The organism is Natrinema thermotolerans (assembly GCF_031165565.1).
Taxonomy (GTDB): Archaea; Halobacteriota; Halobacteria; order Halobacteriales; family Natrialbaceae; genus Natrinema; species Natrinema thermotolerans.
In genome coordinates this window covers 4,054,354-4,076,240 of the sequence record NZ_CP101873.1, presented here as the reverse complement: position 1 = coordinate 4,076,240, position 21,887 = coordinate 4,054,354, and the positions used below count along the sequence as shown (strand labels likewise).

General features: G+C 63.4%; 30 protein-coding genes. 10 read left to right on the top strand and 20 right to left on the bottom strand.

Annotated elements, in window-relative coordinates; translation table 11 throughout:
- Positions 1 to 66: 66 nt before the first annotated feature.
- Positions 67 to 990 (bottom strand): cell division protein CdpA domain-containing protein, encoded by a 924-nt coding sequence (locus NP511_RS21030; RefSeq protein ID WP_049964251.1) that lies wholly within the window; start codon positions 988 to 990, stop codon positions 67 to 69.
- A gap of 562 nt (positions 991 to 1,552) precedes the next feature.
- Here NP511_RS21030 and NP511_RS21025 point away from each other — a divergent pair.
- The 6 genes from NP511_RS21025 to NP511_RS21000 all read left to right on the top strand — a co-directional run bounded on the left by NP511_RS21025 (position 1,553) and on the right by NP511_RS21000 (position 8,046).
- Complete coding sequence (locus NP511_RS21025) at positions 1,553 to 1,759, top strand: hypothetical protein (protein WP_233274291.1); 207 nt, start codon at positions 1,553 to 1,555, stop codon at positions 1,757 to 1,759.
- A gap of 53 nt (positions 1,760 to 1,812) precedes the next feature.
- Positions 1,813 to 2,862 (top strand): diphthamide biosynthesis enzyme Dph2, encoded by a 1,050-nt coding sequence (gene dph2 / locus NP511_RS21020; protein WP_006648721.1) that lies wholly within the window; start codon positions 1,813 to 1,815, stop codon positions 2,860 to 2,862.
- A 219-nt stretch (positions 2,863 to 3,081) separates the two neighbouring features.
- A complete protein-coding gene (locus NP511_RS21015) occupies positions 3,082 to 3,831 on the top strand; it encodes a DUF7344 domain-containing protein (RefSeq protein WP_084158213.1) in 750 nt (249 codons plus the stop codon).
- 140 nt (positions 3,832 to 3,971) lie between these two features.
- Positions 3,972 to 4,805, top strand: a complete 834-nt coding sequence (locus NP511_RS21010; protein ID WP_049964250.1) for an MBL fold metallo-hydrolase — start codon at positions 3,972 to 3,974, stop codon at positions 4,803 to 4,805.
- Between the two features lie 67 nt (positions 4,806 to 4,872).
- Positions 4,873 to 7,062: a midas domain-containing protein gene (locus tag NP511_RS21005; RefSeq protein ID WP_049964249.1), complete on the top strand. Its 2,190-nt coding sequence runs from the start codon at positions 4,873 to 4,875 to the stop codon at positions 7,060 to 7,062.
- A gap of 57 nt (positions 7,063 to 7,119) precedes the next feature.
- On the top strand, positions 7,120 to 8,046 hold the full coding sequence (locus NP511_RS21000) for a phosphoribosyltransferase HisG-related protein (protein ID WP_006648718.1): 927 nt from the start codon (positions 7,120 to 7,122) through the stop codon (positions 8,044 to 8,046).
- A 293-nt stretch (positions 8,047 to 8,339) separates the two neighbouring features.
- On the opposite strand, the gene NP511_RS20995 is transcribed toward NP511_RS21000, so the two are convergent.
- The 4 genes from NP511_RS20995 to NP511_RS20980 all read right to left on the bottom strand — a co-directional run bounded on the left by NP511_RS20995 (position 8,340) and on the right by NP511_RS20980 (position 10,779).
- Complete coding sequence (locus tag NP511_RS20995) at positions 8,340 to 9,386, bottom strand: tyrosine-type recombinase/integrase (RefSeq protein WP_049964553.1); 1,047 nt, start codon at positions 9,384 to 9,386, stop codon at positions 8,340 to 8,342.
- Positions 9,376 to 9,780, bottom strand: coding sequence for a DUF5805 domain-containing protein (locus NP511_RS20990; protein ID WP_049964248.1), 405 nt, complete (start codon positions 9,778 to 9,780; stop codon positions 9,376 to 9,378). Before NP511_RS20990 ends, NP511_RS20995 begins: the two co-directional genes overlap by 11 nt.
- A 223-nt stretch (positions 9,781 to 10,003) precedes the next feature.
- Complete coding sequence (locus NP511_RS20985) at positions 10,004 to 10,171, bottom strand: hypothetical protein (RefSeq protein WP_158413744.1); 168 nt, start codon at positions 10,169 to 10,171, stop codon at positions 10,004 to 10,006.
- The gene (locus NP511_RS20980) at positions 10,168 to 10,779 is read right to left on the bottom strand and encodes a zinc ribbon domain-containing protein (protein ID WP_049964247.1); all 612 of its coding nucleotides are present in this window, start codon (positions 10,777 to 10,779) and stop codon (positions 10,168 to 10,170) included. Before NP511_RS20980 ends, NP511_RS20985 begins: the two co-directional genes overlap by 4 nt.
- 45 nt (positions 10,780 to 10,824) lie before the next feature.
- On the opposite strand from NP511_RS20980, the gene NP511_RS20975 reads away from it, so the two are divergent.
- Complete coding sequence (locus NP511_RS20975; protein ID WP_049964246.1) at positions 10,825 to 11,043, top strand: hypothetical protein; 219 nt, start codon at positions 10,825 to 10,827, stop codon at positions 11,041 to 11,043.
- Between the two features lie 34 nt (positions 11,044 to 11,077).
- Here NP511_RS20975 and NP511_RS20970 read toward each other — a convergent pair whose 3' ends face one another.
- Genes NP511_RS20970 through NP511_RS20935 form a run of 8 tightly spaced genes read right to left on the bottom strand, consistent with a single transcriptional unit; the run spans position 11,078 to position 15,079 of the window.
- Complete coding sequence (locus NP511_RS20970) at positions 11,078 to 11,395, bottom strand: hypothetical protein (RefSeq protein ID WP_049964245.1); 318 nt, start codon at positions 11,393 to 11,395, stop codon at positions 11,078 to 11,080.
- On the bottom strand, positions 11,392 to 12,225 hold the full coding sequence (locus tag NP511_RS20965) for a C2H2-type zinc finger protein (protein ID WP_049964244.1): 834 nt from the start codon (positions 12,223 to 12,225) through the stop codon (positions 11,392 to 11,394). The genes NP511_RS20970 and NP511_RS20965 overlap by 4 nt, the downstream gene beginning before the upstream one ends.
- Positions 12,218 to 12,670 (bottom strand): zinc ribbon domain-containing protein, encoded by a 453-nt coding sequence (locus NP511_RS20960; protein WP_049964243.1) that lies wholly within the window; start codon positions 12,668 to 12,670, stop codon positions 12,218 to 12,220. Before NP511_RS20960 ends, NP511_RS20965 begins: the two co-directional genes overlap by 8 nt.
- Complete coding sequence (locus NP511_RS20955; RefSeq protein WP_136396926.1) at positions 12,667 to 13,389, bottom strand: hypothetical protein; 723 nt, start codon at positions 13,387 to 13,389, stop codon at positions 12,667 to 12,669. Before NP511_RS20955 ends, NP511_RS20960 begins: the two co-directional genes overlap by 4 nt.
- Positions 13,382 to 13,522, bottom strand: coding sequence for a hypothetical protein (locus NP511_RS20950; protein ID WP_158413743.1), 141 nt, complete (start codon positions 13,520 to 13,522; stop codon positions 13,382 to 13,384). Before NP511_RS20950 ends, NP511_RS20955 begins: the two co-directional genes overlap by 8 nt.
- Positions 13,519 to 14,262, bottom strand: coding sequence for a hypothetical protein (locus NP511_RS20945; protein WP_049964241.1), 744 nt, complete (start codon positions 14,260 to 14,262; stop codon positions 13,519 to 13,521). The genes NP511_RS20950 and NP511_RS20945 overlap by 4 nt, the downstream gene beginning before the upstream one ends.
- A complete protein-coding gene (locus tag NP511_RS20940) occupies positions 14,259 to 14,771 on the bottom strand; it encodes a hypothetical protein (protein ID WP_049964240.1) in 513 nt (170 codons plus the stop codon). Before NP511_RS20940 ends, NP511_RS20945 begins: the two co-directional genes overlap by 4 nt.
- Positions 14,768 to 15,079 (bottom strand): hypothetical protein, encoded by a 312-nt coding sequence (locus tag NP511_RS20935; RefSeq protein WP_049964239.1) that lies wholly within the window; start codon positions 15,077 to 15,079, stop codon positions 14,768 to 14,770. The genes NP511_RS20940 and NP511_RS20935 overlap by 4 nt, the downstream gene beginning before the upstream one ends.
- A gap of 604 nt (positions 15,080 to 15,683) precedes the next feature.
- Between NP511_RS20935 and NP511_RS20930 the strand changes: the two genes are divergently transcribed.
- Positions 15,684 to 15,878 (top strand): hypothetical protein, encoded by a 195-nt coding sequence (locus NP511_RS20930; protein ID WP_049964238.1) that lies wholly within the window; start codon positions 15,684 to 15,686, stop codon positions 15,876 to 15,878.
- On the opposite strand, the gene NP511_RS20925 is transcribed toward NP511_RS20930, so the two are convergent.
- Positions 15,875 to 16,951: a Cdc6/Cdc18 family protein gene (locus NP511_RS20925; RefSeq protein WP_049964237.1), complete on the bottom strand. Its 1,077-nt coding sequence runs from the start codon at positions 16,949 to 16,951 to the stop codon at positions 15,875 to 15,877. The genes NP511_RS20930 and NP511_RS20925 overlap by 4 nt on opposite strands.
- 99 nt (positions 16,952 to 17,050) lie before the next feature.
- On the opposite strand from NP511_RS20925, the gene NP511_RS20920 reads away from it, so the two are divergent.
- Positions 17,051 to 17,734 carry a hypothetical protein gene (locus NP511_RS20920; RefSeq protein WP_049964236.1) on the top strand — a complete coding sequence of 228 codons (684 nt, stop codon included), beginning with the start codon at positions 17,051 to 17,053 and terminating at the stop codon, positions 17,732 to 17,734.
- Positions 17,735 to 17,754: 20 nt separating this feature from the next.
- Here NP511_RS20920 and NP511_RS20915 read toward each other — a convergent pair whose 3' ends face one another.
- Genes NP511_RS20915 through NP511_RS20900 form a run of 4 tightly spaced genes read right to left on the bottom strand, consistent with a single transcriptional unit; the run spans position 17,755 to position 19,784 of the window.
- Complete coding sequence (locus NP511_RS20915) at positions 17,755 to 17,994, bottom strand: hypothetical protein (protein WP_049964235.1); 240 nt, start codon at positions 17,992 to 17,994, stop codon at positions 17,755 to 17,757.
- Positions 17,991 to 18,602: a hypothetical protein gene (locus NP511_RS20910; protein WP_049964234.1), complete on the bottom strand. Its 612-nt coding sequence runs from the start codon at positions 18,600 to 18,602 to the stop codon at positions 17,991 to 17,993. Before NP511_RS20910 ends, NP511_RS20915 begins: the two co-directional genes overlap by 4 nt.
- Positions 18,602 to 19,384 carry a hypothetical protein gene (locus NP511_RS20905; RefSeq protein WP_308986950.1) on the bottom strand — a complete coding sequence of 261 codons (783 nt, stop codon included), beginning with the start codon at positions 19,382 to 19,384 and terminating at the stop codon, positions 18,602 to 18,604. The genes NP511_RS20910 and NP511_RS20905 overlap by 1 nt, the downstream gene beginning before the upstream one ends.
- 1 nt (position 19,385) lies before the next feature.
- A complete protein-coding gene (locus NP511_RS20900) occupies positions 19,386 to 19,784 on the bottom strand; it encodes a hypothetical protein (RefSeq protein WP_049964233.1) in 399 nt (132 codons plus the stop codon).
- 199 nt (positions 19,785 to 19,983) lie between these two features.
- Between NP511_RS20900 and NP511_RS20895 the strand changes: the two genes are divergently transcribed.
- On the top strand, positions 19,984 to 20,265 hold the full coding sequence (locus NP511_RS20895) for a MarR family transcriptional regulator (RefSeq protein ID WP_049964232.1): 282 nt from the start codon (positions 19,984 to 19,986) through the stop codon (positions 20,263 to 20,265).
- A 238-nt stretch (positions 20,266 to 20,503) separates the two neighbouring features.
- On the opposite strand, the gene NP511_RS20890 is transcribed toward NP511_RS20895, so the two are convergent.
- Together NP511_RS20890 and NP511_RS20885 are read right to left on the bottom strand one after the other, a co-directional pair.
- On the bottom strand, positions 20,504 to 21,082 hold the full coding sequence (locus NP511_RS20890; protein ID WP_049964231.1) for a type II toxin-antitoxin system RelE family toxin: 579 nt from the start codon (positions 21,080 to 21,082) through the stop codon (positions 20,504 to 20,506).
- On the bottom strand, positions 21,082 to 21,651 hold the full coding sequence (locus NP511_RS20885) for a Panacea domain-containing protein (protein WP_084158212.1): 570 nt from the start codon (positions 21,649 to 21,651) through the stop codon (positions 21,082 to 21,084). The genes NP511_RS20890 and NP511_RS20885 overlap by 1 nt, the downstream gene beginning before the upstream one ends.
- Positions 21,652 to 21,887: the final 236 nt, after the last annotated feature.

Sequence of the window (21,887 nt, the reverse complement as noted above, 5' to 3'; positions counted from 1 at the left end):
CTATGTGCATTAATTCCTCTCTTTACCGGCACCGAAGTAAGAATTAATTACTGCCGCACGGTCGCGTTAATCCCGTTTTACCAGCGAACGAACCCGATTCAGCAACCCTTCGAAGGGCTTTGTGACGCGTTCGGTGGCGCTTTCCTCGTCGGCCGTCGCGAGTTCCTCCGCGCGTTGCTGTTCGCGCAGTTCCTTGAGTTTCGCCGTCTGGTCGTCGACCGTCGAACTCGAGGTGGTCTGTTTCGTTTCGCCGCCTTTCAGCCCTTTGAGACCGGCGACCTGCTGGTCGACGCCCGAGGAACGGGTCGTCGTGGTCCCGGCGTCGGTGTCGATCTCGACATCGCCGAGATCGTCGCTCGAGAAGTTCAGTCGCTTGTGTTCGGTCTTCTCGACACCGCCCCACGAGAGTTCGACGCCCTCCATCGCGTCGTCGATGTCCTGCTGGATCTCGTCGTCGGTCAGTTCCGGTTCATCGTCGTCGTCGTCGGCCTCGACCGCGACGGCGTCGGCCTGCTGTGCCATATCGAGGTAGTGGGCGATCAGGGCCGCCCCGGTCGAGGCGGTGATCGCAGCCAGCCCGACGGCGTAGGTGGCGATGATCGGGACGGTGTAGTCGTTGCCGTACCCGTTCCAGTCGCCGGGGTAGGCCACGAAGAAGCCGATTATCGCTGCGATGGTCACGGCGACGCCGGCGATAGAGGCGTACTGCATCCGCCGCTCCGAGGGTAACAGGACGACGATACCGAGCATCGTCACGGGAAGGGCCGTCATCGCGAGCGCGTACGCGGGGCCGACCCACGCGACGTAACCCGCGGTGCGGGCGTCGTAGGTGTTCCCCCACAGGAAAAGCAGCAGTCCGACGAGTGCGAGTCCGATCCCACCGAGGAACAATCCGAACCCAACGTAAACGTCGGTCCGGTCCTCCGGTTCACCGATGTATCGACGATAGAGGTCGAAGAGATAGCCGTCTGTGGCCTGTTCCGCTGCCATTAACCCCCTGTTTACGCTCCAGTACTATGACTGTTGGGACGGAAAACGAAGTCGGCAGGACCGTCATCCCGGCCGATCGGCCGACGCGATCGCTTTCGAGGGCGTTCCGGTTGGATACACGCCGACACATGTAAATAGTATTGGTTGTATCCATAGTTTGATATCCAAGCCGGCAGCAGAGAACGAGAATAATGATTGACGCACAGCGAACCGTTCTCATCGCGGCCACCGACCCCGACGCGGTCGCCGAGTACCGCTCGTGGCTCACGGGGGCGTACCGAGTCGAGACGACGACCGATGGGTCCGACGCGCTCGCGCGACTCGAGGCCGTCGACGTAGCCCTGATCGGACGGGATCTGCGAACGGCCGACGGAACTGTCGTCGCGCGAGCCGTCGAACGCAGGGGCGCGGGATACGCGATGGCGATACTTCGCGGGGACGACGAGCCCGACCGTGACCGCACGGCGGCCGTCGAACTCACCGAACCGGTTTCGAACGCCACACTGTGTGAGACCGTCGATCGACTGCTGTGTCGGGTCCGCTATGACGAGCTGATCGACGAATGCGCGGCTCTCGCGGCCGGCGACGCTCCCGAGAATGCGGGACCGACACCGACCGCGACACATCGGACGGGAACCGTCTCGAGGAACTGCTCGGGACGGTGGACGCGTTGCTCGATGGCTTCGACGGCGAGGACTTCCGGGCCGCGTTCGGGACCTGCACGTACGGCGAGCCCGCTCGAGCCGAGGGGGTCCGCAAGCGGTCGTAAGCCGGTCCACCAGAAGCGTCGGCGTTATACGTTCGTGGGCGCAAGCAGTGCTAATGAGTCAGGAGTCGGAGTACACTGAAGGGGACCTCCGGAACACCGGAATGCAGCTCAAGCACGACCGGGAGTGGGACTACGAACTCGAGACGATCGTCGACGCGATCGAGGAGCGAGACGCCACGAAGGTCGGCCTGCAGTTCCCCGAGGGACTGAAACGACGAGGGCCGTCCGTCGCCGACGACCTCCGGGAGCTGGCCGACGACGACGTGACGTTCATGCTCTCGGGCCAGCCCTGTTACGGTGCCTGCGACCTCGACACCTATCTGATGAAACGCACCGACGTGTTCGTTCACTTCGGCCACTCGCCGATGAAGGACACGGACAAGGTGATCTACGTGCCGCTGTTCTCGAACGTCGAGGTCACGCCGATCATGGAGGACGCGCTCGACACCCTCGAGCCGCCGGAAGAGACCGAAGACGTCGGTCTCGTGACGACCGCCCAGCACATGAATCGCTACGAGGAGATGGCTGCCTTCCTCGAGGAGCGGGGTTACGAGGTCCACAGCCGCCGCGGCGACGACCGGCTAACCCACGAGGGACAGGTCCTGGGCTGTAACTACGCGAGCGCGGACGTCCCTGCGGATCAGGTCCTCTACGTCGGCGGCGGCAAGTTCCACCCGCTCGGATTGGCGATGGAGTATCCCGACAAGCACGTTGTCATCGCCGACCCCGTCAACAACGTCGTCACCGTCGCCGACACGGAGAAGTTCATGAAACAGCGCTACGGTGCCGTCCACCGCGCGATGGACGCCGAGAAGTGGGGCGTCATCTTCTGTACCAAGATCGGGCAGGGCCGCTGGGAGCAGGCCCAGGAGATCCTCGAGGATAACGACGACGCCTACCTCATCACGATGGACGAGGTGACGCCGGACCGCCTGCGGAACTTCGACATGGACGCGTTCGTCAACACCGGCTGTCCGCGGATCACGACCGACGACGGCCCGCAGTTCCACAAGCCGATGCTCACGCCCGGCGAGTACGAGATCGCGGTCGGCAACAAGCCCCTGGACGAACTCTCCTTCGACACGTTCCACGGCACCTGGTAACGCTTTTTCCTCTGTCTCCGTACAGCGTCGGCGTGTTTCAGGCTCGTCTGACAATACTGTGTGATAGACATTCGTTTTGCTACCTTCGAAAAAGCTCGCTACGTACAGCACTAAATAGCAATATATGGTGTAATGTAAAGCAAAGTGGCCATAATGAGGGACTGATTCCAAATCTGTTTGGAAGCACCCTTTTGCCCGTTAGTCCCCGACCAGTAGTCGATGAGTAACTCAGCCTCGAGCGGATCCGCGGCCGCCGGTCACACCGATCGCTTCGCCGCCCTCGCCGACGCTCGTCGACGAACGCTCCTCCGGCTCGTTCACGAGCGATCGCCGGACGGGATCGGGAAAGACGATCTTGCGGCCGAGTTCGCGGCAGTAACAGCGGATACACGCCGCCACAACGTCTCGGCGGACGACCAGCAGCGGGCGCTCGTCGAACTCCACCACAAGCTGCTCCCGCGGCTGACGGACGCGGGACTGCTCGAGACGGACGACGACGACGTCGTTCGGGTCCCCGACGAGCAACTGCTGGACGACACCGTGTTCGCGGAAGCGCTCTCGGGCTCGAACCGCGACCTCGAGGCGACCACCCTCGATGCCCTCTTCGAGGCCCTCGCCGACGAACGCAGGCGACGGACCCTCGCGATACTCGGCGATCGGTACCAGCCCGTCACGACGGCGGCGCTCGCTCGGGCCGTGGCGGCCGCGGAGGCCGACGCAGTCGGGCACGAGGTACCACAGGACCGCGTCGACGAGGTCCGTACCGCCCTCGTTCACGTCCACCTGCCGCTGTTGCACGAGGCCACGCTGATCGGCTACGACGACGAATCGGGTCGGGTCTCCTATGAGGGCCATCCGCGCGTTCGCACCGAGTGGGTTCGATCCACCGACGGGACGCCGGCGATCGAGACCGCCAGTACCGACGCCGATGCGGCGCCGGACGCCCGCCGCTCGCCGTTCCCGCTCTAACCGTGTCCGATCACGTCCGCCGATACCCCGCCCGTCCGTCTCTCTGACTGTCTCTCGCGGTCGTCGAACCCGATCCGATAGCGGACGCTCCATCGGCCGAGACGACAACACTTACCGGGTCGCTGTCCGCATCCTCGAGTATGATCGAAAGCGACTGGGACGACTGGCTCGTTCGCGACGTCGCGGACGCGACCCCCGACGGCGTGGCGATCTGGTATCTCGGCTGTAACGGCTTCGTTCTGAAAGGCAGCGAGGGAACGACGGTCTTCATCGACCCCTATCTCGGCCTGGGGGATCCGCCACGGACGATCCGGATGATTCCGGTCCCGTTCGATCCCGCGGACGTCGCGGCCGCCGACGCCGTCCTCGCGACCCACGAACACACCGACCACGTTCACGGGGCGAGTCAGGCCCCGATCCTCGAGGCGACGGGTGCGACCTTCTACGGCCCGGATGACAGCGTCGCCGTCGCCCGCGAGGAGGAGGCCTGGACGGACGACTGGGACGTTTCGGACGAGCAACTGACCGAAGTCGCCGAGGGCGACACGCTCGAGATCGGCGAGTTCACTGTCCACGTCGAGGTGGCAAACGACCCCGACGCGACCCACCCCGTGAGCTACGTGATCGACCACGACGCGGGCACCTTCTTCCACGGCGGCGATACGAAACCGACCGACGAGTTCGAACGCCTCGGCGACGAGTACGATATCGACCTCGCGGCGCTCGCTTTCGGCACCATCGGCCGAATTCCGGACAAGCAGACCCGCGAGCCGAAACGGACCCGCTGGTACAACGACGAGAACCAGCTCATCGAGTGCGCCGCCGCCATCGACGCCGACCGGCTGCTCCCGAGCCACTGGGACATGTGGAAGGGGCTGACCGCCGACCCGACGACGCTGCACCACCACGCCCGAAGCTTCGACTCCCCGCGGGACCTCGAGATCGTCGAGATCGGCGATCGCGTCGACCTCTGAGCTGGGGAAACCAGGCGTCGGACCGTCCGCACGTTTTATAATAATGGTATGGTAACGTTGGTCTCATATGAGTAGCACCGCCGATACGGACGACGTGATCGAGGTCAGTGCCGATGGGGTAACCGTCCGGAAGACGTTCGCAGCGGACGAGTTCCCCGTCCCCGCGATCCGGTTCGAGATCGAATCGGACCGCGACGAGCCGGTCACGTTCCAACTCTCCGAGGACATCCCCGAATCGTTCCCGATGGACAAGGTCGGGTTCCATCCCGACTATCACAGCGACGAGTGGACTGCCTATCAGGACCACCACGTCGAGTTCACGGCCACCCTCGAGCCCGACGAGACGCTCCTGACTGTCTACGGTATCCAACTCGAGGACGAGAGCCTCGCGACGGCGTTTCTCGGGGAGCCCGCGATCGCCGATCTCAGCGCCCGCGACGACGCCGCCGACACGGCCGACGAGGTCGACGACGAAGTCATCGGCAACATCGTCTCGGAGGACCGCAATCAGGCCGTCAAGGACATGATCTCCGGCGATTCCGACTCGGTACCGGGACTCGAGGACGAAGCGGAGAACGTGGCCGACGAGACGACCACAACGGCCGCCGAAACCGACGCCGAATCCACCGACGCCGAGGCGGAGGACGACGAGTCGGCGGGGCTAGACCTCGACCTCGAGAACGTCGATCCCGAGCCGGAGACGGCCGATACGGACGATGACGAGGAGACGGAGGAAACGCCGGATATCGATCTCGGCTTCGACGACGAGGAGATCCCCGAGCCCGACGAGGACACGGCTGCTGACGACGATGCCGGCCTTTCGATCGGGGCCGACGAGGGCGGGATCGAGATAGGGACCGACGAGGACCTCGAGATCGATAGCGAGGCGGACGAAGACGATACGGCGGACGGATCGGACGAGCCCAGCGTCGATCTCGATCTCGGCGACGAGGCCGACGACTCGAGCCCTGCGGCCGACACCGCGACCGAAGCGGCTGCCGAAGCCGACGACGAGACGGCAGCCGACGACGACGCCGCGATCGAACTCGACATCGACGACGATGCCGACGAAGGCGACGCTGACGATGTGGCCGAGGAAGACGATGCCGGCGACGCGCCCGAAATCGATCTGGCGGCGGACGATGCTGACCCGTCCGAGCCCGACGTTGCGACCGAAGCCGACGAGACGGCGAGTGACGACGGCGACGAAGCCACGGCCGCCGAGGAATCCGACGACGCGCTCGAGGCGTCTGCGGAAGCCGACGCGGAACCGGACTCCGAAGCGGCCGACGACGAATCCCTTGCTGAGTCCGACACTGAAACCACTGCCGACAGTGACCTCGAGGCGGACACGGATGAGGAACCCGACGGCGAAGCGACCGACGACACCGATCTCGAGGCGGAGTCCCAGCCGGAGCCCGATACGCAGCCGGCCACCGAATCCGAGCCCGAGGTCGACGCCGACTCGACAGCCGATGAGGCCGGTGTGACGGCCGGGATCGAAGACGAGCCACCGGTCGAGGACGCCGCCGCGACGGCCGACGCCGCCCCGAATCCGGCACCGGAGTTCACCGGCTCCGTCGCCACACGGCTCGCGACCGAGATCCGCGAAGGCAACGTCGACGACGACGATCTCGAGGCGATCCGTGCCGAACTCGACGTCGAGCCCACGGGTGCCGAGATCGCGAAAGTCGATCACCTCCAGTCCCGTGTCGAGGAAGTGGCCGCCTACACCGACGCCCTCGAGACGTTCCTCGAGGAGAACGGGACGGGGGCACAGCTCATCGAGGATCTCCAGTCCGATCTCGAAGCACTGGAAGCCGAGATCGAGTCCGTCGACGACCGACTCGAGGGGACCACCTCGCGAGTCGACGAGGTCGCCGCGGACGTCGACGATCTCAGCGACTGGAACGGCGATCTCCAGTCGGAGGTAAACGCCGTCGACGACGACGTCGAGGGCCTCGAGGCCGACCTCGCGGACGTGGAAGCCGACGTCGAGTCCGTCGACGACGAGGTCGAGACGGTTGCGGACGATCTCGAAACCGTGGAGGACGACGTGGAATCAATCGAGGACGATGTCGAGGAGCTTGAAGACGATGTCGACGGGGTCGAGGATGACGTGGAGTCAGTCGAAGACGACGTCGAGGATCTCGAGGACGATATCGAGGACCTCGCGGACGACGTCGAGACGGTGCGTGCGGACGTGACCGACATTCAGGAGTGGCGCGACCAGCTCGGGTCGATGTTCTCGGACTGACGGCGTCTCGCCTCGGAAACACAACTCGTTTATCCGTCGCCGGTCGACAGTCGCTCGATGGGCGAGACGATACCGATCGCTGTGCCGCGAAAGGGACGACCGCTCGAGTCGGTACTGGACCGGCTGGCCGACCGGCTCGACGTTCCCGACCTCGCGGACGATATCACGTCGACGCTTCGCCACGAAAAGGCGCTCACGAAGGGGACGATCGACCCCGACGAGGAGGACGTTTACCATCGTCTCGCCGCCTACAGCACCGTCGACGATCCGACCGCGCCCGAATACACGCTCTTGCGTGACGACCGCGCCGGCAAGCCCCGTCGGATCGTCTTCGATAGCGTCACGATCCCGCTTTCCCACGTCGAGAGCGCACCCGACGGCGCGGCGATCCAACTCGTGGGTCGCGAGGAACCGTTCCGGTCGCTCCGGACTCACGAGTTCGCCCTCGGGTTCGACAGCGCCGATCTGGTCCTCGAGGAGGTCGTCGAACTCCGAGCGGAGCCGCTGAACCGGATCGCCGACATCAACGCCCGGATCAACCCCTCGGATACCGACGTGCAGGTCGTCACCGGAATGGGCGATACCGTCTATCATACGCTGCTGGCGACGCCCGAAGTCGCACCGTCCGAGGGCTCGCTCGATCGGGACTTCCTCGAGGCGTACCAAGGACCGCTCTGTATCGAACCGCGATACGAACGGCTCGTCCAGGCAGTGCTTGGAACCCGAGCGCTCGAGGGCATCGAGTTTCGCTACCCGGAAGAGGGTCGCGAAGAGGAGGCGGCGATCGCGGAGACGGGCCTCGGCGTCTACCTGACCGTGACCGGCTCGACCGCACGCGATCACGGCCTCCTGCTCGGCGAGCAGCTATTCCCCAGTGAAACCGTGTTGCTGGAAAACACCGCGGAGACGACCGAAACGGTCGCGTTCGTCCGCTCGTTGTTGAACGGCGGCGACCTCGAGACCGAACTCGCCGTCGGTCACTAAATCGGAGCCGGCCACGTTACTCGGCGCCGATCTGAGAGCGCTCGAGCCGTCGCTACACGGAAGCCGACGGCTCGATGGCGGCGACTAGCTGTTCGATTGGTGAGTGGGTCGTCGTTTCGAACGGACGGGGACAATTAGTATAGCGATATAGGATTCATGAGTCGGCTATGCAACACAGATCTTGAGTCAGCCCGGAGTAAACGGAGCCGGAACGAGTGGAGACGCGAGTGAAACGGTGTATCGCCATCCGCCGCGAGCGTCGATGTGACCCGTCAAACGCGTCGCACTGACAGTCACTGCGTCACCGTGTAGATACTGTCGAGGTACGTCTCGCGGACCCGATCGCCCCAGTTGTGGGTGTAGGTGTCGATCACGTCGCCGGCGACGTCGCCCCGGAGATACTGGACGATCCCCCGGTCGCCGGTCCGGTCCCGCAGGTGGGTCGTGAAGAAATGCCGGAAGTAGTGTGGCGTCACGTTCTCCTCGGTACCGCCGCCGGTTCGGTACCAGCCTCGTTCTCGAGCGTGTTTCTCGACGAGATAGCGGACGTCCGACGGCGTGAGCCGCTGGCCCCAGGAATCGCGAGTGTCGAGAAAGAGCGGTCGCGCCGGCGAGACCGCGTCCGGTCGGATCGCCAGCCACTCACACAGGACCCGGCGAAGTTCCTCGTCGACGGGGACGACCGTCTCGCGCTTTCGCTTGTTCGAGGCCGTCCGCTCCTCGCCGTTGACCGTGGTGGCGCGGGCCGGCTCCGACGACACGAACAGCGACGCCGGCCGCTGCTCGAGGCCGACCCGCGGGGTCCACTCGAGGTCGACTGGGGGCGTCTCGAGGTGGAGATCCCGCAGATCGAGGTTGCACAGCTCGCCGACCCGCATCCCGGTCTTCAAGAGGGTGACGACGACGGCCCGCTCGAGCGGGTGGGCGATCCCGTCGACGAACGACCGCATTTCGGCGATCGAGATGTCCCGCCGCGTGGGGTTCGTCTCGATCGATTCGGACAGCTCCTCCATGACCAGTGCCATCGGGTTGTCGTCGAAGACACCGACGCGGGTCATGTACTCGTAAAACCGGTTGAGATAGGAGGCGTAGGTCGCGATCGTACTGGATTCGAACTCGCCGCGCAGCGAGTGAATCCAGGCCATACACTCCCGACGCCCCGCCGCGCCGGTCGCCTCGGTATCGAACCGCTCGACGAGAAAGGACTCGAACCGGCGCAACACCCGGTCGTAGGCCTCGAGAGTACGCTCGCTCTTGCCGTGATACCGTTGGTCGTCGAGGAAGTACGCGATGGGGTCGGTCACGTCCTCGGGGGCCTCGGCGGTCGGCTCAGTCGCCATCGCCATCACCGTCGACGACCGTGTATCCGCCGTGGCGACCGCTGTATCGAATCCGGTTGTCCGCCTGTAACTCCTCGAGGGTCTCGTCCAGTCGCGACTCGATGTCGTCGGCGACTGCCTCGAGCAGTTCGTCCCAAGAGTACGTGTCGGATTCCAGTAACTCGAGGACCTGTGTTTCGAGGGCGTTACCCCCAGGGTCAGAGCCGGATGAATCGGGTTCCGCTGTGGCGTTCGGCTCGGGGTCGAACCCCTTTCGTCCGGCCTGGACCATGGTCCGGACGAACTCACTCTGGCTCATATCGAGGTCGTCGGCGTGGGATTGCCACTCCGATTTCTGGTAGGCCGGGACGTAGGTCTTGACAGCAGCCCGAGACGTATCCGTCGAATCACCCATACCCCACCCGTCAGACGCCGCGACCTTCAATCTACCCATTATTAGAGCTAAGTGAATTTATCTCTGATTGTAGGCCTACTTTCGGAACCGGCGAAATCGGATCCCGTCTTGCGATTCGGGTGTGTACCATGCACTATATGGAGTCGAATCGGCGCCTGATTGGTACACTGTGCATGGAGGTATTTCGAGGTGTCTCGTCTCCGATTTGTGATAGTGGTCGCGATCATGCTGCGACCTCCTCGCGATCGTTCTCGAGGTCGATCATCTCCTCAGCGTTCTCGAGTTCGGCGAAGAGTTCGAGCGCCTGGTCGATCGTCTCCTCGAGGGAGTCGTTGTTGGACTGTTCGTGAGCTTCCAGCAGAGTGTCGTCGTTGACGTGAATGAGTGTCATCGGGTATCGCCTCCGTTGCGGTCGGGGTTCGTGGGAACGGTTCCGGGCTCGTTACCCGCCTCTCGGGCGGACACAACCCACCCGTTCGATGCGAAGTCGCGCATGTCCGCAGTGTTGTTGGCAAGGTTGTACGGCGCCGAGACGACTTCCCACGGATCGAGATCGGGATCGCCGAGGGCGGTGATGTAGAGCCGCGTCCAGCTGTCCTCTCGTGGCTTCTCGACGAGGTTGATCCGGTGTGCGAACCCAGCCACATCGCGTTCATGCCGGAGGACGTACAGCGGCGCCTCAGCGTGGGCCTCAGCCGCTCCGATATCGATCGCGACGACATCCCCTGGTCCGACCGTAGACAGCGTCTCCGTGATCGCCTCGACGTCTCGATCCGGCTCCGAGATCTCGTCGCGGCCGAAGTCGACACCGTCGATCGGCTCGTAGTCGTTGCCGTGGACTTTGTCCCAGTTCCCTTCGACCAGTTCGGTCGGGACCGTCACCGGCGCGTCGGGGTTGATCGCCGTTCCACACTTGGGGCAAGCGTCGCCGTTCGAGACGATGTCCTCGAGCGGCGTCGCCGCACCACAGTGCTGACAGTCGACGATACCGACCGTCACGCGAGACCACCTCGGTTTATAGTGTACCGTGCATACCCCTCACTCATGACGACGAAATTCGGGGTCTCGATGGACGATGACCTCGCTGAACGCGTCGAGGAACCGCTCGAATACGGCGACAATCGGTCGGAACGGGTCCAAGACCTCGTCCAGTTGGGGTTGGCCATCGAAGACGCTGCTGACGCCGTACATGTCGATCTGCCGGAATCACAGCGTGAACGTGAGGCGTTCCTTCGGCAGGTCTTCATCGACGCGGATATCTGAGTGTCCATAAACTTCTTCTCGCTATATGCAACCGTCATAGGTCAGTCACCTGCGAACGGATGTACTGCTGTTCGTCGTGCGGGCGATCCTCCAGCGGGATGCAGGTCACGAGCCGGCCGTTGGGCTCGGCCAGCAGGAGCATCTCCGTAACCTCGTGATAACGGGTACACTCCGCCGGCGGTGACGCCGACGGGTAGTCGACCGGGATCGCCTCGAGCCACGCGACCTTCGGGTTCAGCTGTTGCCGCGGCGATCGCTCGGTCCAGCGCTCCGGGAAGTGCGGATCGACCTCGAGGTCCTCGTAGCGCGGCGTCGGCGTCACGTCGATCTCGTCAGTCTCGACGATGCTCATTGCAGCGTCACCCCGACTGCGAGCAGGCCGATCGTGACGAGCCCGAGGGCGACGACGAGGAGCCCACCGAGGCGAGGGTCGAGTTGGGCACGCTCGCGATCACGCCACACCTCGCGGACGCGCTTGTAGAAACCGAGCTGGTGGGCGATCAACCGAGCCTCGTTACGGTGGACGTCGAGTTCCTCGGCGAGGTCGCCGATCTCGATCCCGCCGCTGGTCAGTTCGTCGACGTCGTCTTCGGTGACACCATCCGGTAGCGCAACACTCTCGTCGTCGCCACCCTCGCAGCTGTTCGGGCCGTGGCCTTGCAGCGCCTGCTGGCTCTCGAACGTCTGGCCGCAGTCACACTCGAACGTCTCTTCATCGCCGACGGCGTCGACGGTGACCTCTTCGGCGTCGATCTCGTCCTGGACGTCGTCGCCGGCGTCGGCCGGCGCGTCGTCCGCGGCGTCCTCCTCGAGGACATCGGTCTCTGCCTCTGACTCAGAGTCGATATCACTGGTGGGTGTGTCCTCGGTGGAGGTGCCGGTATCTTCGTCGACGAGGTTGGCGTTGACGAGACGACCGTAGCCGGGCCCGACATTCGGGGCCGGTGCAGCGGGGTAGACGTCGAACTCCCGGTCGGAGCCTCGTTTGGCCGTCGACGCGAGCGTGACGCGGCGGGCTTTCCAGACACCGCCGTTCGGCGCTTCGAACAGTACCTCGTCGACCTCGGTGACCTCGAACGGCGATGCCCACTCGTACCCTTCGGCCTCGAGTACAAGCTGGTTGCCTTTGTGGACCGACAGCAGCGTGTCGACGACGTCGTTGGCGGTGGCCGCCTCAGACATCCTCCCCACCTCCGTCGCGTGTGAAACCGGTTGGCACAGACCCGCGGACGGGCGTCGCCTCGGGTCCTGTATCAGCGGCCATCCGGATATCGTCGTTCTCCGCGACTCGCTGGAGGACCGACGCCCGCCAGACGGCGCCGACTGCGGTCTGCAGCTCCTCCTTGACTCGGGGATCGTCGGCCCCCTCGCGGAGCGCCTCGAGTTCGGAGCAGACGTCGTCGACGCGATCGACGAACTCGCGCTCACCGACCAGGAGGCCGCCGTCGCCGGCCTCGGTGATCGTCTCGCGGCGGAAGACTTCCTCGAGGTTGCCCTCGGTGTCATCCTCGTTCTCGTCGTCGGAGAACCACGACTGGCGCTCGCCGCAGTTGGGACAGTACTCCGCCGACGCGCGGATCTCGGCCCCGCAGTCGTCGCAGCCGATCCGGTACGAGCCGCCCGTCACGCCGCTTCACCACCGTTGGTCGCGGCCGCGGACTCGGTGCCGTCGGCCTTCTTTTTCTTCGCGATCAGCTTGTTGCACTTCCCGACGAGGATCCCCCGCGTGATGTCGTGGTCCTCATGTTCGGCACGAGTAATCTCTCGAAGTCGGTCGACCTCGGCGCGGGCCAGCAGCCCGTGCCACGAGATGAGGTCCTCGTTGTCGACCGCGCGGGCGATCGCCTTCTGGACGTCCTCTTTGCTGACGCCGTCGAGCTTCCGTCCCTCGTAGACGAGGTTGCCTCGAGAGCCCCAGCGGGGATCGGTCCCGGCGGGATACTCGTGGACGTTCTCGAGGACCCACTGGTAGACGTCGACCTCGCCGCCGTCGGCCAGCAGCTTGCTTGCACGCTCGAACTCGCCGCCGTCGGGGACGGTCTCCTCGTCGTCGGCCTCGAGGGCGGCCTCGCAGTCGTCGCAGGTGTGGACCTCGGCGAGTCGGCGCGGATCCTCGCGAACGTCCGCGACCGGCGTCTCGAGGATCTCACCACAGGCCGCGACGTGACGCGTGTCCTCGAAGTACATCGAGGCGTGCCAGGTTTCGTCGACGTCCTGAACCCAGCAGACGATCCCGGCGTCAGCGTCGAAGTGATCCGACGGGAGGCCGAGACGGTTCTCAAGTTCGTCCATCTTGCACTGCTGGCAGAGGTAGTCCCGGCCGCCGCAGGTCGAGCAGCTACTCATCGTCATCACTCGCCGGTTCGGCGATCAGGAGTTCCTCGTCGCCGTCGTCGACGAGGATCAGGTCGGGATCGGCCGTGAACGATCCTGCGACTGAGCGGTCGACCTTCCCGATGACCTCGTAGCGCGCGGTCATGCTTCCGCCCCGCTGTCCTCGAGCGTCTGCTGTTCGGCCTCTTCGTCCTCTTCGACTTCGACGTCGTCGGCAAACGTCGCGATCGGGACGATCTCCTCGTGGATGAACCGGCCGAGCAGCTCGGGCTTCATCTCGGCGGGCTCCCAGATGGCGAGGTACCCGCTCGAGTAGATGACCAGCCGGACGTGGACGTCGTTCCAGAACGTCGTCAGTGCGACGCCGACGTCGGAGTTGACCGCTTTCGACTTGAGCGCGCCGTTGCCCCACTCGATCGTGGTATCGTCGAGGTTGGATTCGTGGGTGGTCATCTCGACCGTCCACGTCCGTCCCTCGTCGCGCTGCCGGCGGACGAACTCCCACGGCTTGAGCCGGACCGGCGCGATCTCCGGGCCGGCCAGCTTCGAGAACTCGTTGAACGGCCAGTCGGGTTCGTGTTCGAGGTCACTCGTGTGCGTGCGTTCGGCGAGGATCCAGCCCTCGCCGTCGACGTCGGCGACCCACTCGCTGGCGACGCGGCGGGTGACCGTCCACGTCTCGGTCTCGATCTCGTGGCCGTCCAGGAGGACGCGTTCGTCCTCTTTCGGAACCTCGCCGGCGACCAGCCCCGACTGGATCGTGAGGTCCTCGTCGAGGTAGGTCTGGGTCTCCTCGACCTGCAGAGCGCGCCCAGTCTGGTCGTGGTGGTTCTCGAGGGGCTCGGCGGCGGGCTCCTGGAGGAGCGCCAGCTGGCCGGCGATCATGCCGAATCGCCTCCGTTGTCCTCGAACCGGCGCTCGAACTCCCTCACCGGGTTCGTGTACCCCGCTCCAGGGGGACTCCACTGACCACCAGAGGCGATGATCGCCCCGTGTTTGAACTCGTATGGGTAGTGTTCACCGAGACACCGCGCCGTCATGTGCGCGACATACCGACGCAGCACGTTATCCTCGGAATCAGGGCCGTAGAGTCGCGTATGAAGTTGCGGGTTCGGATCGGTGAGATCGTCGACTGCGACTAGGGCGGCCCCGTCCGGAGCGGCTTCGAGGATCTCGATCATGTCCTCGTGATCCGTCAACTCACCGTCCGCCGTGTCGTCTTCGAGTTCGTCGGCGAGCATCCGGAGCGCTTCGGCCGGCGAATCGGCGGCGACCTTCGCTTCCTCGTCGTCGGTGTCGGCCGTCGCAGTCCATCGGACGACTTCCTCATCGCCGCTCCGCATCAACGACTGCTCGAGCGTGACGTCGATCTCCTCGAGGTCGCGGAGCGTCATCGGCCGTCACCTCCGTCGAACCCGATGGGGACAGTATAGTTGCTCGCGAGCCACGCCTCCTCGCTGTCGCCCTCGATGCAGTAGCGGTGTGCGCCCTGCATCGGACCACCCTCGAGCAGCTCGGGCGTGTCGGCCTTGGCCTCGGCGTCGTCGAAGCGCTGGGCGACCTCGAGGCGACGAACGAGTGCGGCCGTCTCGTCGATCTCGCCGCCCTCGATGCGCTCGAGGGAACCGCGGACGACTCCGGGAAGGGTGTTGGTACTGTTCGATCCGTTAGCGTTTTCGTCGTGGTCTTCGTTCGTGTTCATGGTCACGTCTGATGCCGGGAGCGATCGACCTCCCGGCGTGGTCTTCGTTCGTGACCCGCGGACAGCCGGGGCGCGAAAGTTGGTACCTTGGCGCGCTCCGGCGGTGGCCGCGAGTGGTTGATTCTGCTGTTGGTCTCGATACGCACTAAAAGTATCCTGCCTCATTTCCGAAAGGCCACGACGCGGTAATCGCGTGCTACCAGCAGCGCTGGCCGCTGTAGCCGCCGCATTACGATATCCGAACGTCGTGTTGTGGATCATGCGTACCTCTGACCTTTCGTCGAGTCGGGCGCTGGTGACACCCGGCTCACTGCAATTTAGTTGACGAGCTATGCGTCCGCCTACTGGTTCTCATCGGAATCGAACTGCTCAGCCATCCGCTCGAGCAGTTCTGTATACGACTCTTGACCTCGCTTCATGGACCGGAGCCGATTTCGGAACTCCTTCGTGACCGTAATTGTGGTCCACTTAGAGCCGTCCGGCGCTTCAGTCTCTGTCGTCACGAGTGATTCTATAACGCTACACCTACATAACTCTAATGCAAAGGTGCTAGGCACCTCTATATCAATAACACTAATGTATCATGCATTCGTACACCTCCGGTATGAGCAGCGATAAGAAGCAAGCCGCGGCACGGGTTGAAGAGGAGAAGTACAACAAACTCCGTGCCCACGCGGCTGGCCAGGGGATGTCGTTGGCTGACTGGATCCGGGAAGCGATGGAAGAAAAGGCGGAGCGAGAAGGGGTTGACCTCGAGGGAAATCCGAAGGCGGTAGCGAAAGCGGCGACAGCTGATTAAGCCGCCAGAAACACGAAGTCGAGATCGACCGTGGCCTCGAGGTCGGGATCGGTGACCACACATCGGCGGTTCTGCGTTCTCCCCTTGCGCACGAGCAGATCGTATTTCTCGAGCTTCTCCAGATAGTTACGCGCGTGCCGCCACGTCACGGGCTCCCGGTGGCGATCGGCGTAGATCTCCTCGCGGTGGGCCCGCCAGATACTCTTCAACTTCGAGTTGTAGACGGTCGGCCCGAGCCGGCGGACCAGCTCGTAGAGCGCCCGGTGAGTATAGGAGAGACTCGCCAGATTCGACTCGCGCATCTTCGCCATCGCGCGGTCGAAACAGTCGTCGACGTCGGCGTCGGTGACCGTGTCGTGGCCGCGCTCCTTGGCGATCTCCGCGGCGGCCCACACCGCCTTGATCCCGTAGCGGGCGACCCCCTCGGTTTCCTTCGCGATCCGCTTGAGTTGGTCGCGGCTGAACGCATCGTAGTCCAGCCCCAATCGGATCCGCGGCTCGAGGATCTCCACGAGTTCGTCTGTGCTGTAGGGGTTGAACCGTATCGTTGAGTCGATTCCGAAGGATCCGATGACGGCGTTGTTGAGATGGCCGAGCCACTCGGTCCGGTCGTGGGCGATGACGATCACGGAGACCCCCTCGACATCCGCCAGGTCGGCAAGGATCTCGTGGTCGGCGATCGAGTCGGCCTCGTCGAGGACCAGGATGTACGGCTCGCCGTCGACGACGCGCTCGAGGGCCGCCTTCAGTCGGGACGGCCGCCAGTTCAGTTGGACGGTGACGTCGTCGGGGTGTTCTGCCGCCGCTTCTTTGAGGAGGATATTTCGCGTCTTGTCGCCGCAGCTGATCTGGGCCCAGGCGACGTCGGCGTAGTCCGGCAGCTTCCGGCTGAGGAAGTGCCGCGTCGTGGCGGTTTTCCCGACACCGCTCCCGCCGTAGATCAGGACGTCGTCGCCTTCTAACCCACGCGTCGTGGGGCCGAGCCGACGGGAGAGATGCTCGAGTTCGTCGTTTCGGTTCGGGAGTTCGGTGGGGGGCCACGAATCCTCGAACACGTCCGTTCTCGAAATCATAACAGTGTGGTTCACCGACGGGTGTAAAAGGACTACTGGGCATCATTTCCGAAAGCGCTCGCCGAAACACATATCACCAAACCATCCAATTAGGGTGATATGAACCGACGGAAGCTCCTTCTCGGAAGCGGTGTGGCGCTCACAACGACGATCGCTGGTTGCTCGAGCGATACGAGCGACGACGGGGAAAATGGCAACGGGAACGGTACCAGTACAGGGCCGAGCGCGGACGAACCCGATGTCGAGGAACCGGATCCGATATCGGTGTCGGGATCGGGGAATCAGGTCTACTCCAACGTCGGTATCATCGGCGGGCTGACGGTCATCGAAGCACAACACACCGGTAGCCGGAACTTCATCGTCAAACTCGTCCCCGAGACGGGGATGGAGAACATCATGGTCAACCAGATCGGTGCGTTCGACGGCTCACGGGCCGCACTCGTCGGGCGAGGCACCTACCAGATGTCGATCGAGGCTGACGGCGACTGGGAACTCGAGCTGACACAGCCACGACCGAGCAGCGGTGACTCGCTTCCCTTCGAGCAGCAGGGTACTTCGGCAACGGTCCTCGGCCCTCTCGAGTTTGACGGAACGCACACGATCGGAGCAGCACACAACGGCCGCCGGAACTTCATCGTCCAAGTCCTCCCGCCGCAGGGGCAGTTCCCGACGATCGCAGTCAACGAGATCGGGAGCTACGAGGGGACGACGTCGTTCCGGCATTCGGGGCTCGGGTACGTGGCGATCCAAGCCGACGGCGGCTGGGGGATCCGAATCGAATAGCGGCGAAAAGAGGGCTGCTTCTACTCGGCGATCGCGACGAGGAACGTGCCCTGGGACTGGACGGTGTCGAGCCCGCAGTCGGCCTCGGCCAGCGCCCGCAGCACGCCCGGCGGAACGCGATCGACCTGCGGCCCGAGCACGACCTCGAGGACGCGCCGGCCGTCCTGGTCGCGCCGATCAACGAGGCGGGCGTCGTAGACCGTCGGGTGTTCGGGGACGGCCTCGGCAGCCGCCTCGAGATTCGCGGTCTGGATGCTCATCGGTTGATCTCCTCGAGCAGCGCCTCGGTGTGCCCCTCGAGGTCCTCGCGATTAGCGTGTCGAACGACCAGCTCGGCGAGCCGTGCGCCCGGGCCCCAGAGCGGCGATGTCTTGAGGTCCCCCGCGAAATCGAGCGTCATCTCGTCGACGTCCCGATCAGCAGGGTTGTCGACGTAGGCGAGGAAGTGCTGGCTCGGTGCCTCGAAGTCGTCAGATACCTCGTCGTCGACGATCGTCTCGGCGACGCCGGTGAACGCTTGCGCCCGCCCGTCGGCCTGGACGTCCCACTGTTCGAGTTGCTCGTCGCTGATCACGTAGCGGGTGATGTCGTCCTCGTGATCCTCGAGGACCTCGCGGATCGCGTTGCGCTTCCAGTTCTTGAGATCGCGGAAGTTCCAGAACGTCGCGAAGCCCTCGAGCGTCTCGAGCCGACGCGAGATCGTCACCTCGCCCTCGGTACGCTCGACGACATCGCCTTGGTCGCGAACGACGGTGACCGGACCGCTCCCCTCGACGAGGAACGATCGCGGCAGCACAGTCCCGTCGACGGTCTCGCCCTCGAGGGCGCCGGCGGCGTCGGCGTCGTCGGCACCGGCGGCTTCGGACATCACGCCTCACCTCCGAGCTGGGCAGCCTCGGCAAGTTCACGCGCTTCGTCGACGACGTCGGCGTCGATCCCGGCATCGGTCGCGTACTGCTCGAGGACGGCGACCGCCTGTTCGTCGTCGCGACCTGCGCGTTGGAACAGCTGGTCGAGGACGTCGACGACGATCCGGTCGTAGACCTGGCGACCGTTGTCGGCCTTCTCGGTCTCGACGCGATCGAGACGCGACTCCGGCATCGCGTAGGTCTTCGACGGCTCGGACTGGATGCTGCTGCAGTAGACGACTTCGAAGACACGGTCCTCGGCAGTCGCCCCGCAACGACTGTTCCCGTAGTTGTCGAGCAGGTCGTAGCCGTTCTCGTTGGACCACTGAAGGACCGTCTGGCCGGTATCCTCGAGGACGTGAACGGGTCGGCCTTGCGTTCGATCGAGCGCTACGTCGCCGGGTTTGATGTCGGTGTCGTCGGTCATGTCGGAGTCGGCTGCCTGTGTCTGATCGCCCGATTCGCCACTCCCGTCGGCCCGGAGTTCGGGGCCAGCGACCGCCGCGGCCTCGTGCTGGCGCTGCAGTTCGATCTCGCCCTTGCGGTCCAGCTGCTCCGAGCGAGCGCTCTGGGCCTTGTCACGTTCGACCGTCATCTCAGATCGCCCGTTGAACTCGAGAACGGTCCACCCGCATCGCCCGAAGCCGTCCGAGTCGACCTCTTCGATCAGGACCATCTCTCCGTCGTCGGTCGTTGCGTCGACGAACTGCTCGCCGGCGCTGGTCGCGACCGTCACCGCCATCTTACAGCACCTCCTCGAGGACGTCCTGTGCTTCGTCGGCCGCCGAGACCGGACGCTCGGCCCAGCCACTCTCGTCGTCCTCGTCGCCGATCTCCTGATCGACGAAGGCGATCCAGCGCCGAAGGTCGTCGCCGCCGGCACCGTTCGACGCCAGGACGATCCCCTCGGAGTGGAGGATCGGGCCCTCGAGGGAGAACACCGGCACCGCACCGGAGTCGTCGCGGTCCGCGCGGGTCTTCGTGACGACGATGCGGTCACGCTTGCGATCCACGTGGTGATGCCGTCCGTCAGCGTCCTCGCCGATGTAGCCGTAGTTCCACGAGCGGCGCTCGAGGACGACGTCGTCGATCTGTGCTTCGTCAGTCGTAACGGTTTCATCCGTTGGGTCTTGTACGCTCATATGCTTCTGTAAGCCCAGAAGCGCAGGTCGGGTGCTCTAACACCCGGCCGAGATCAGGTTTCTGACCCCGACATCCCCGCGCTTCCTACTCTATAGTCTATTCGCCAACCTATTAAGCGTTACTTTGTAACGGACTATAGATTGGACACCCGAAGATACAATAGCGTGGTCACTGATAGGTACATTTGTAGGGATCGCTATGCAAGGATACAGACGATTCAACGTGGCGAACAAGAAGTTCGACCCGTCGAAGCAGCAACGACAGGTCCTCGACGTTTTTCGCGACGAGTTTCAGGTCAATCCACGCCGGATCCGGGACATCACCGGTCTCGAGCGCCAGCGCGTGAATGACGCCCTGAACGCGCTCGAGAACGCTGGATGGATCGAGAAGCAGGCGCGTGGCCTCTACCGGCTCGTGTACGACGGCGAGTGCTACGTCGAACAGACCATCCAGTGTAAGGGCGGTGGTGGGAGTGAGTAGCGCCCAGGGGACCGACGACGGCCGCGAGCAGCGAGGACGAACTCGACCAGGAGCCTTACGAGATCCTCGAGGTCGCACCGCACGCTCCCGACGAGATCGTCACGGCAGCGTTCAAGGCGCAACTCAAAAACCTCGAGGGCCACCCCGATACGGGCGGGTCCTCTGGCCGATTCCAGAAACTCAAGGCAGCCCGCGACGAACTACTCGAAGATGACTGATGCCTGGAGAACGGGCGATATTATATAAAGTCCGAGAATCCTTCTCGGTCGTACTCGATAATCGCGTCCTCTGGCAGTATGACCTCCAAAATTTCTCGGTTCCGCCCGCGAGAATCGTCTACTAATTCACCCGTGACAGAGATCCCATCGGAATCGTATGTAGAGTCCTTAAATCTGAATTCGTCGGTTTCGTGAAGTTGTGAAACCCGTCTCTGAACATTTGGAATGGGGTCGTACTCGAGCCGAATAGACACGTAAGTTGTTCTATCTGCTCGGTTGACGTTCTTTACTGCAGTTTGCTGATCATCATGGTGTACAACCCGGTGAAAATAGACTTCATCGACATTTGATGGATCGGAATTGGGAGCTAGGTGAGGATCAAGTTCGTATAGAAGTACAAAAGGGTCAACGTGGAGTCCATAGAGGCCATCCATAGCATACTGCTTCATCTCGCCTTTAAACGGTTTCTTCCGGATTTCCTCACAGTAATCTGCAATCCGCTCGGCAAGGGTCGGATCATCTTCCTGGATTTTCTTTAAGTCTGACTCAAAATCCTGATCATACCCCATCGGCAACGGATCCTCAAGCAGCCCTGCCATCAATTAAGGAGATCGGCTACAGAATCCTCCGGGTCGTCGGCCGGATTCCTTTCCTTCATACTCTCTACGACTTCTCTCCACTGTGTCGCTGTACCTACCTTCTCTCGGTAGGCTTCCCAGTCCATACTCTCATCATAGGGGGTGTTTTCATAGAGCCATGTCCCCTTTGAAAACTGCCCCAGATCGTCGTCGCTTAGGGATTTGAGCTCTTGCCAGACTTCGTCGACAATCTCTTGCTTCTCCCTACTGAGCTTTGGCGAGCGCGTGTTGTGATACTGTTTACCCCGTCCACTGGGGGATTCCGTCGTCTGGACTTCACCGGACCTCTCCAACTCATCCAACAGCTCTTGGATGTCTTCGGAGAAGGCTCCGTAATCGTAGGCTTTGAAGTCTGCGTCAGTGAGTCTTCCTCCGTACCAGTGGAGGCTGTAGAGGTCGCCGAAAAAGACGAATTTGTGTAGTCGCAGTTTTCCAGGGGCTGCATGTTGCCCGCGATATTTGTCCATGAACGCGAGCAAGACCTCTCGAAGTTCCCCTCGATCGGTCCGTGTATCTGCATCCCTGGGCATGTTTAGTTACAAGTGCTACAACGTCAAGTGTTTGCTGGTTCGCTATCTGGGCCTGCGTTCTCTGCCGATTAACATAAACCCATTGGCAGATGGTCATGGTGAGCAACTGTTCGTGATGGTGGACGGCACTGCTACATACACACGACCGACAGGAGCCCTACTCGTGTGGCCAGTAGCTTGATGCGATACTGCTCCGAAGATCCGGCCGGCGAGAGACCCACCGGATTCCGCCGTAC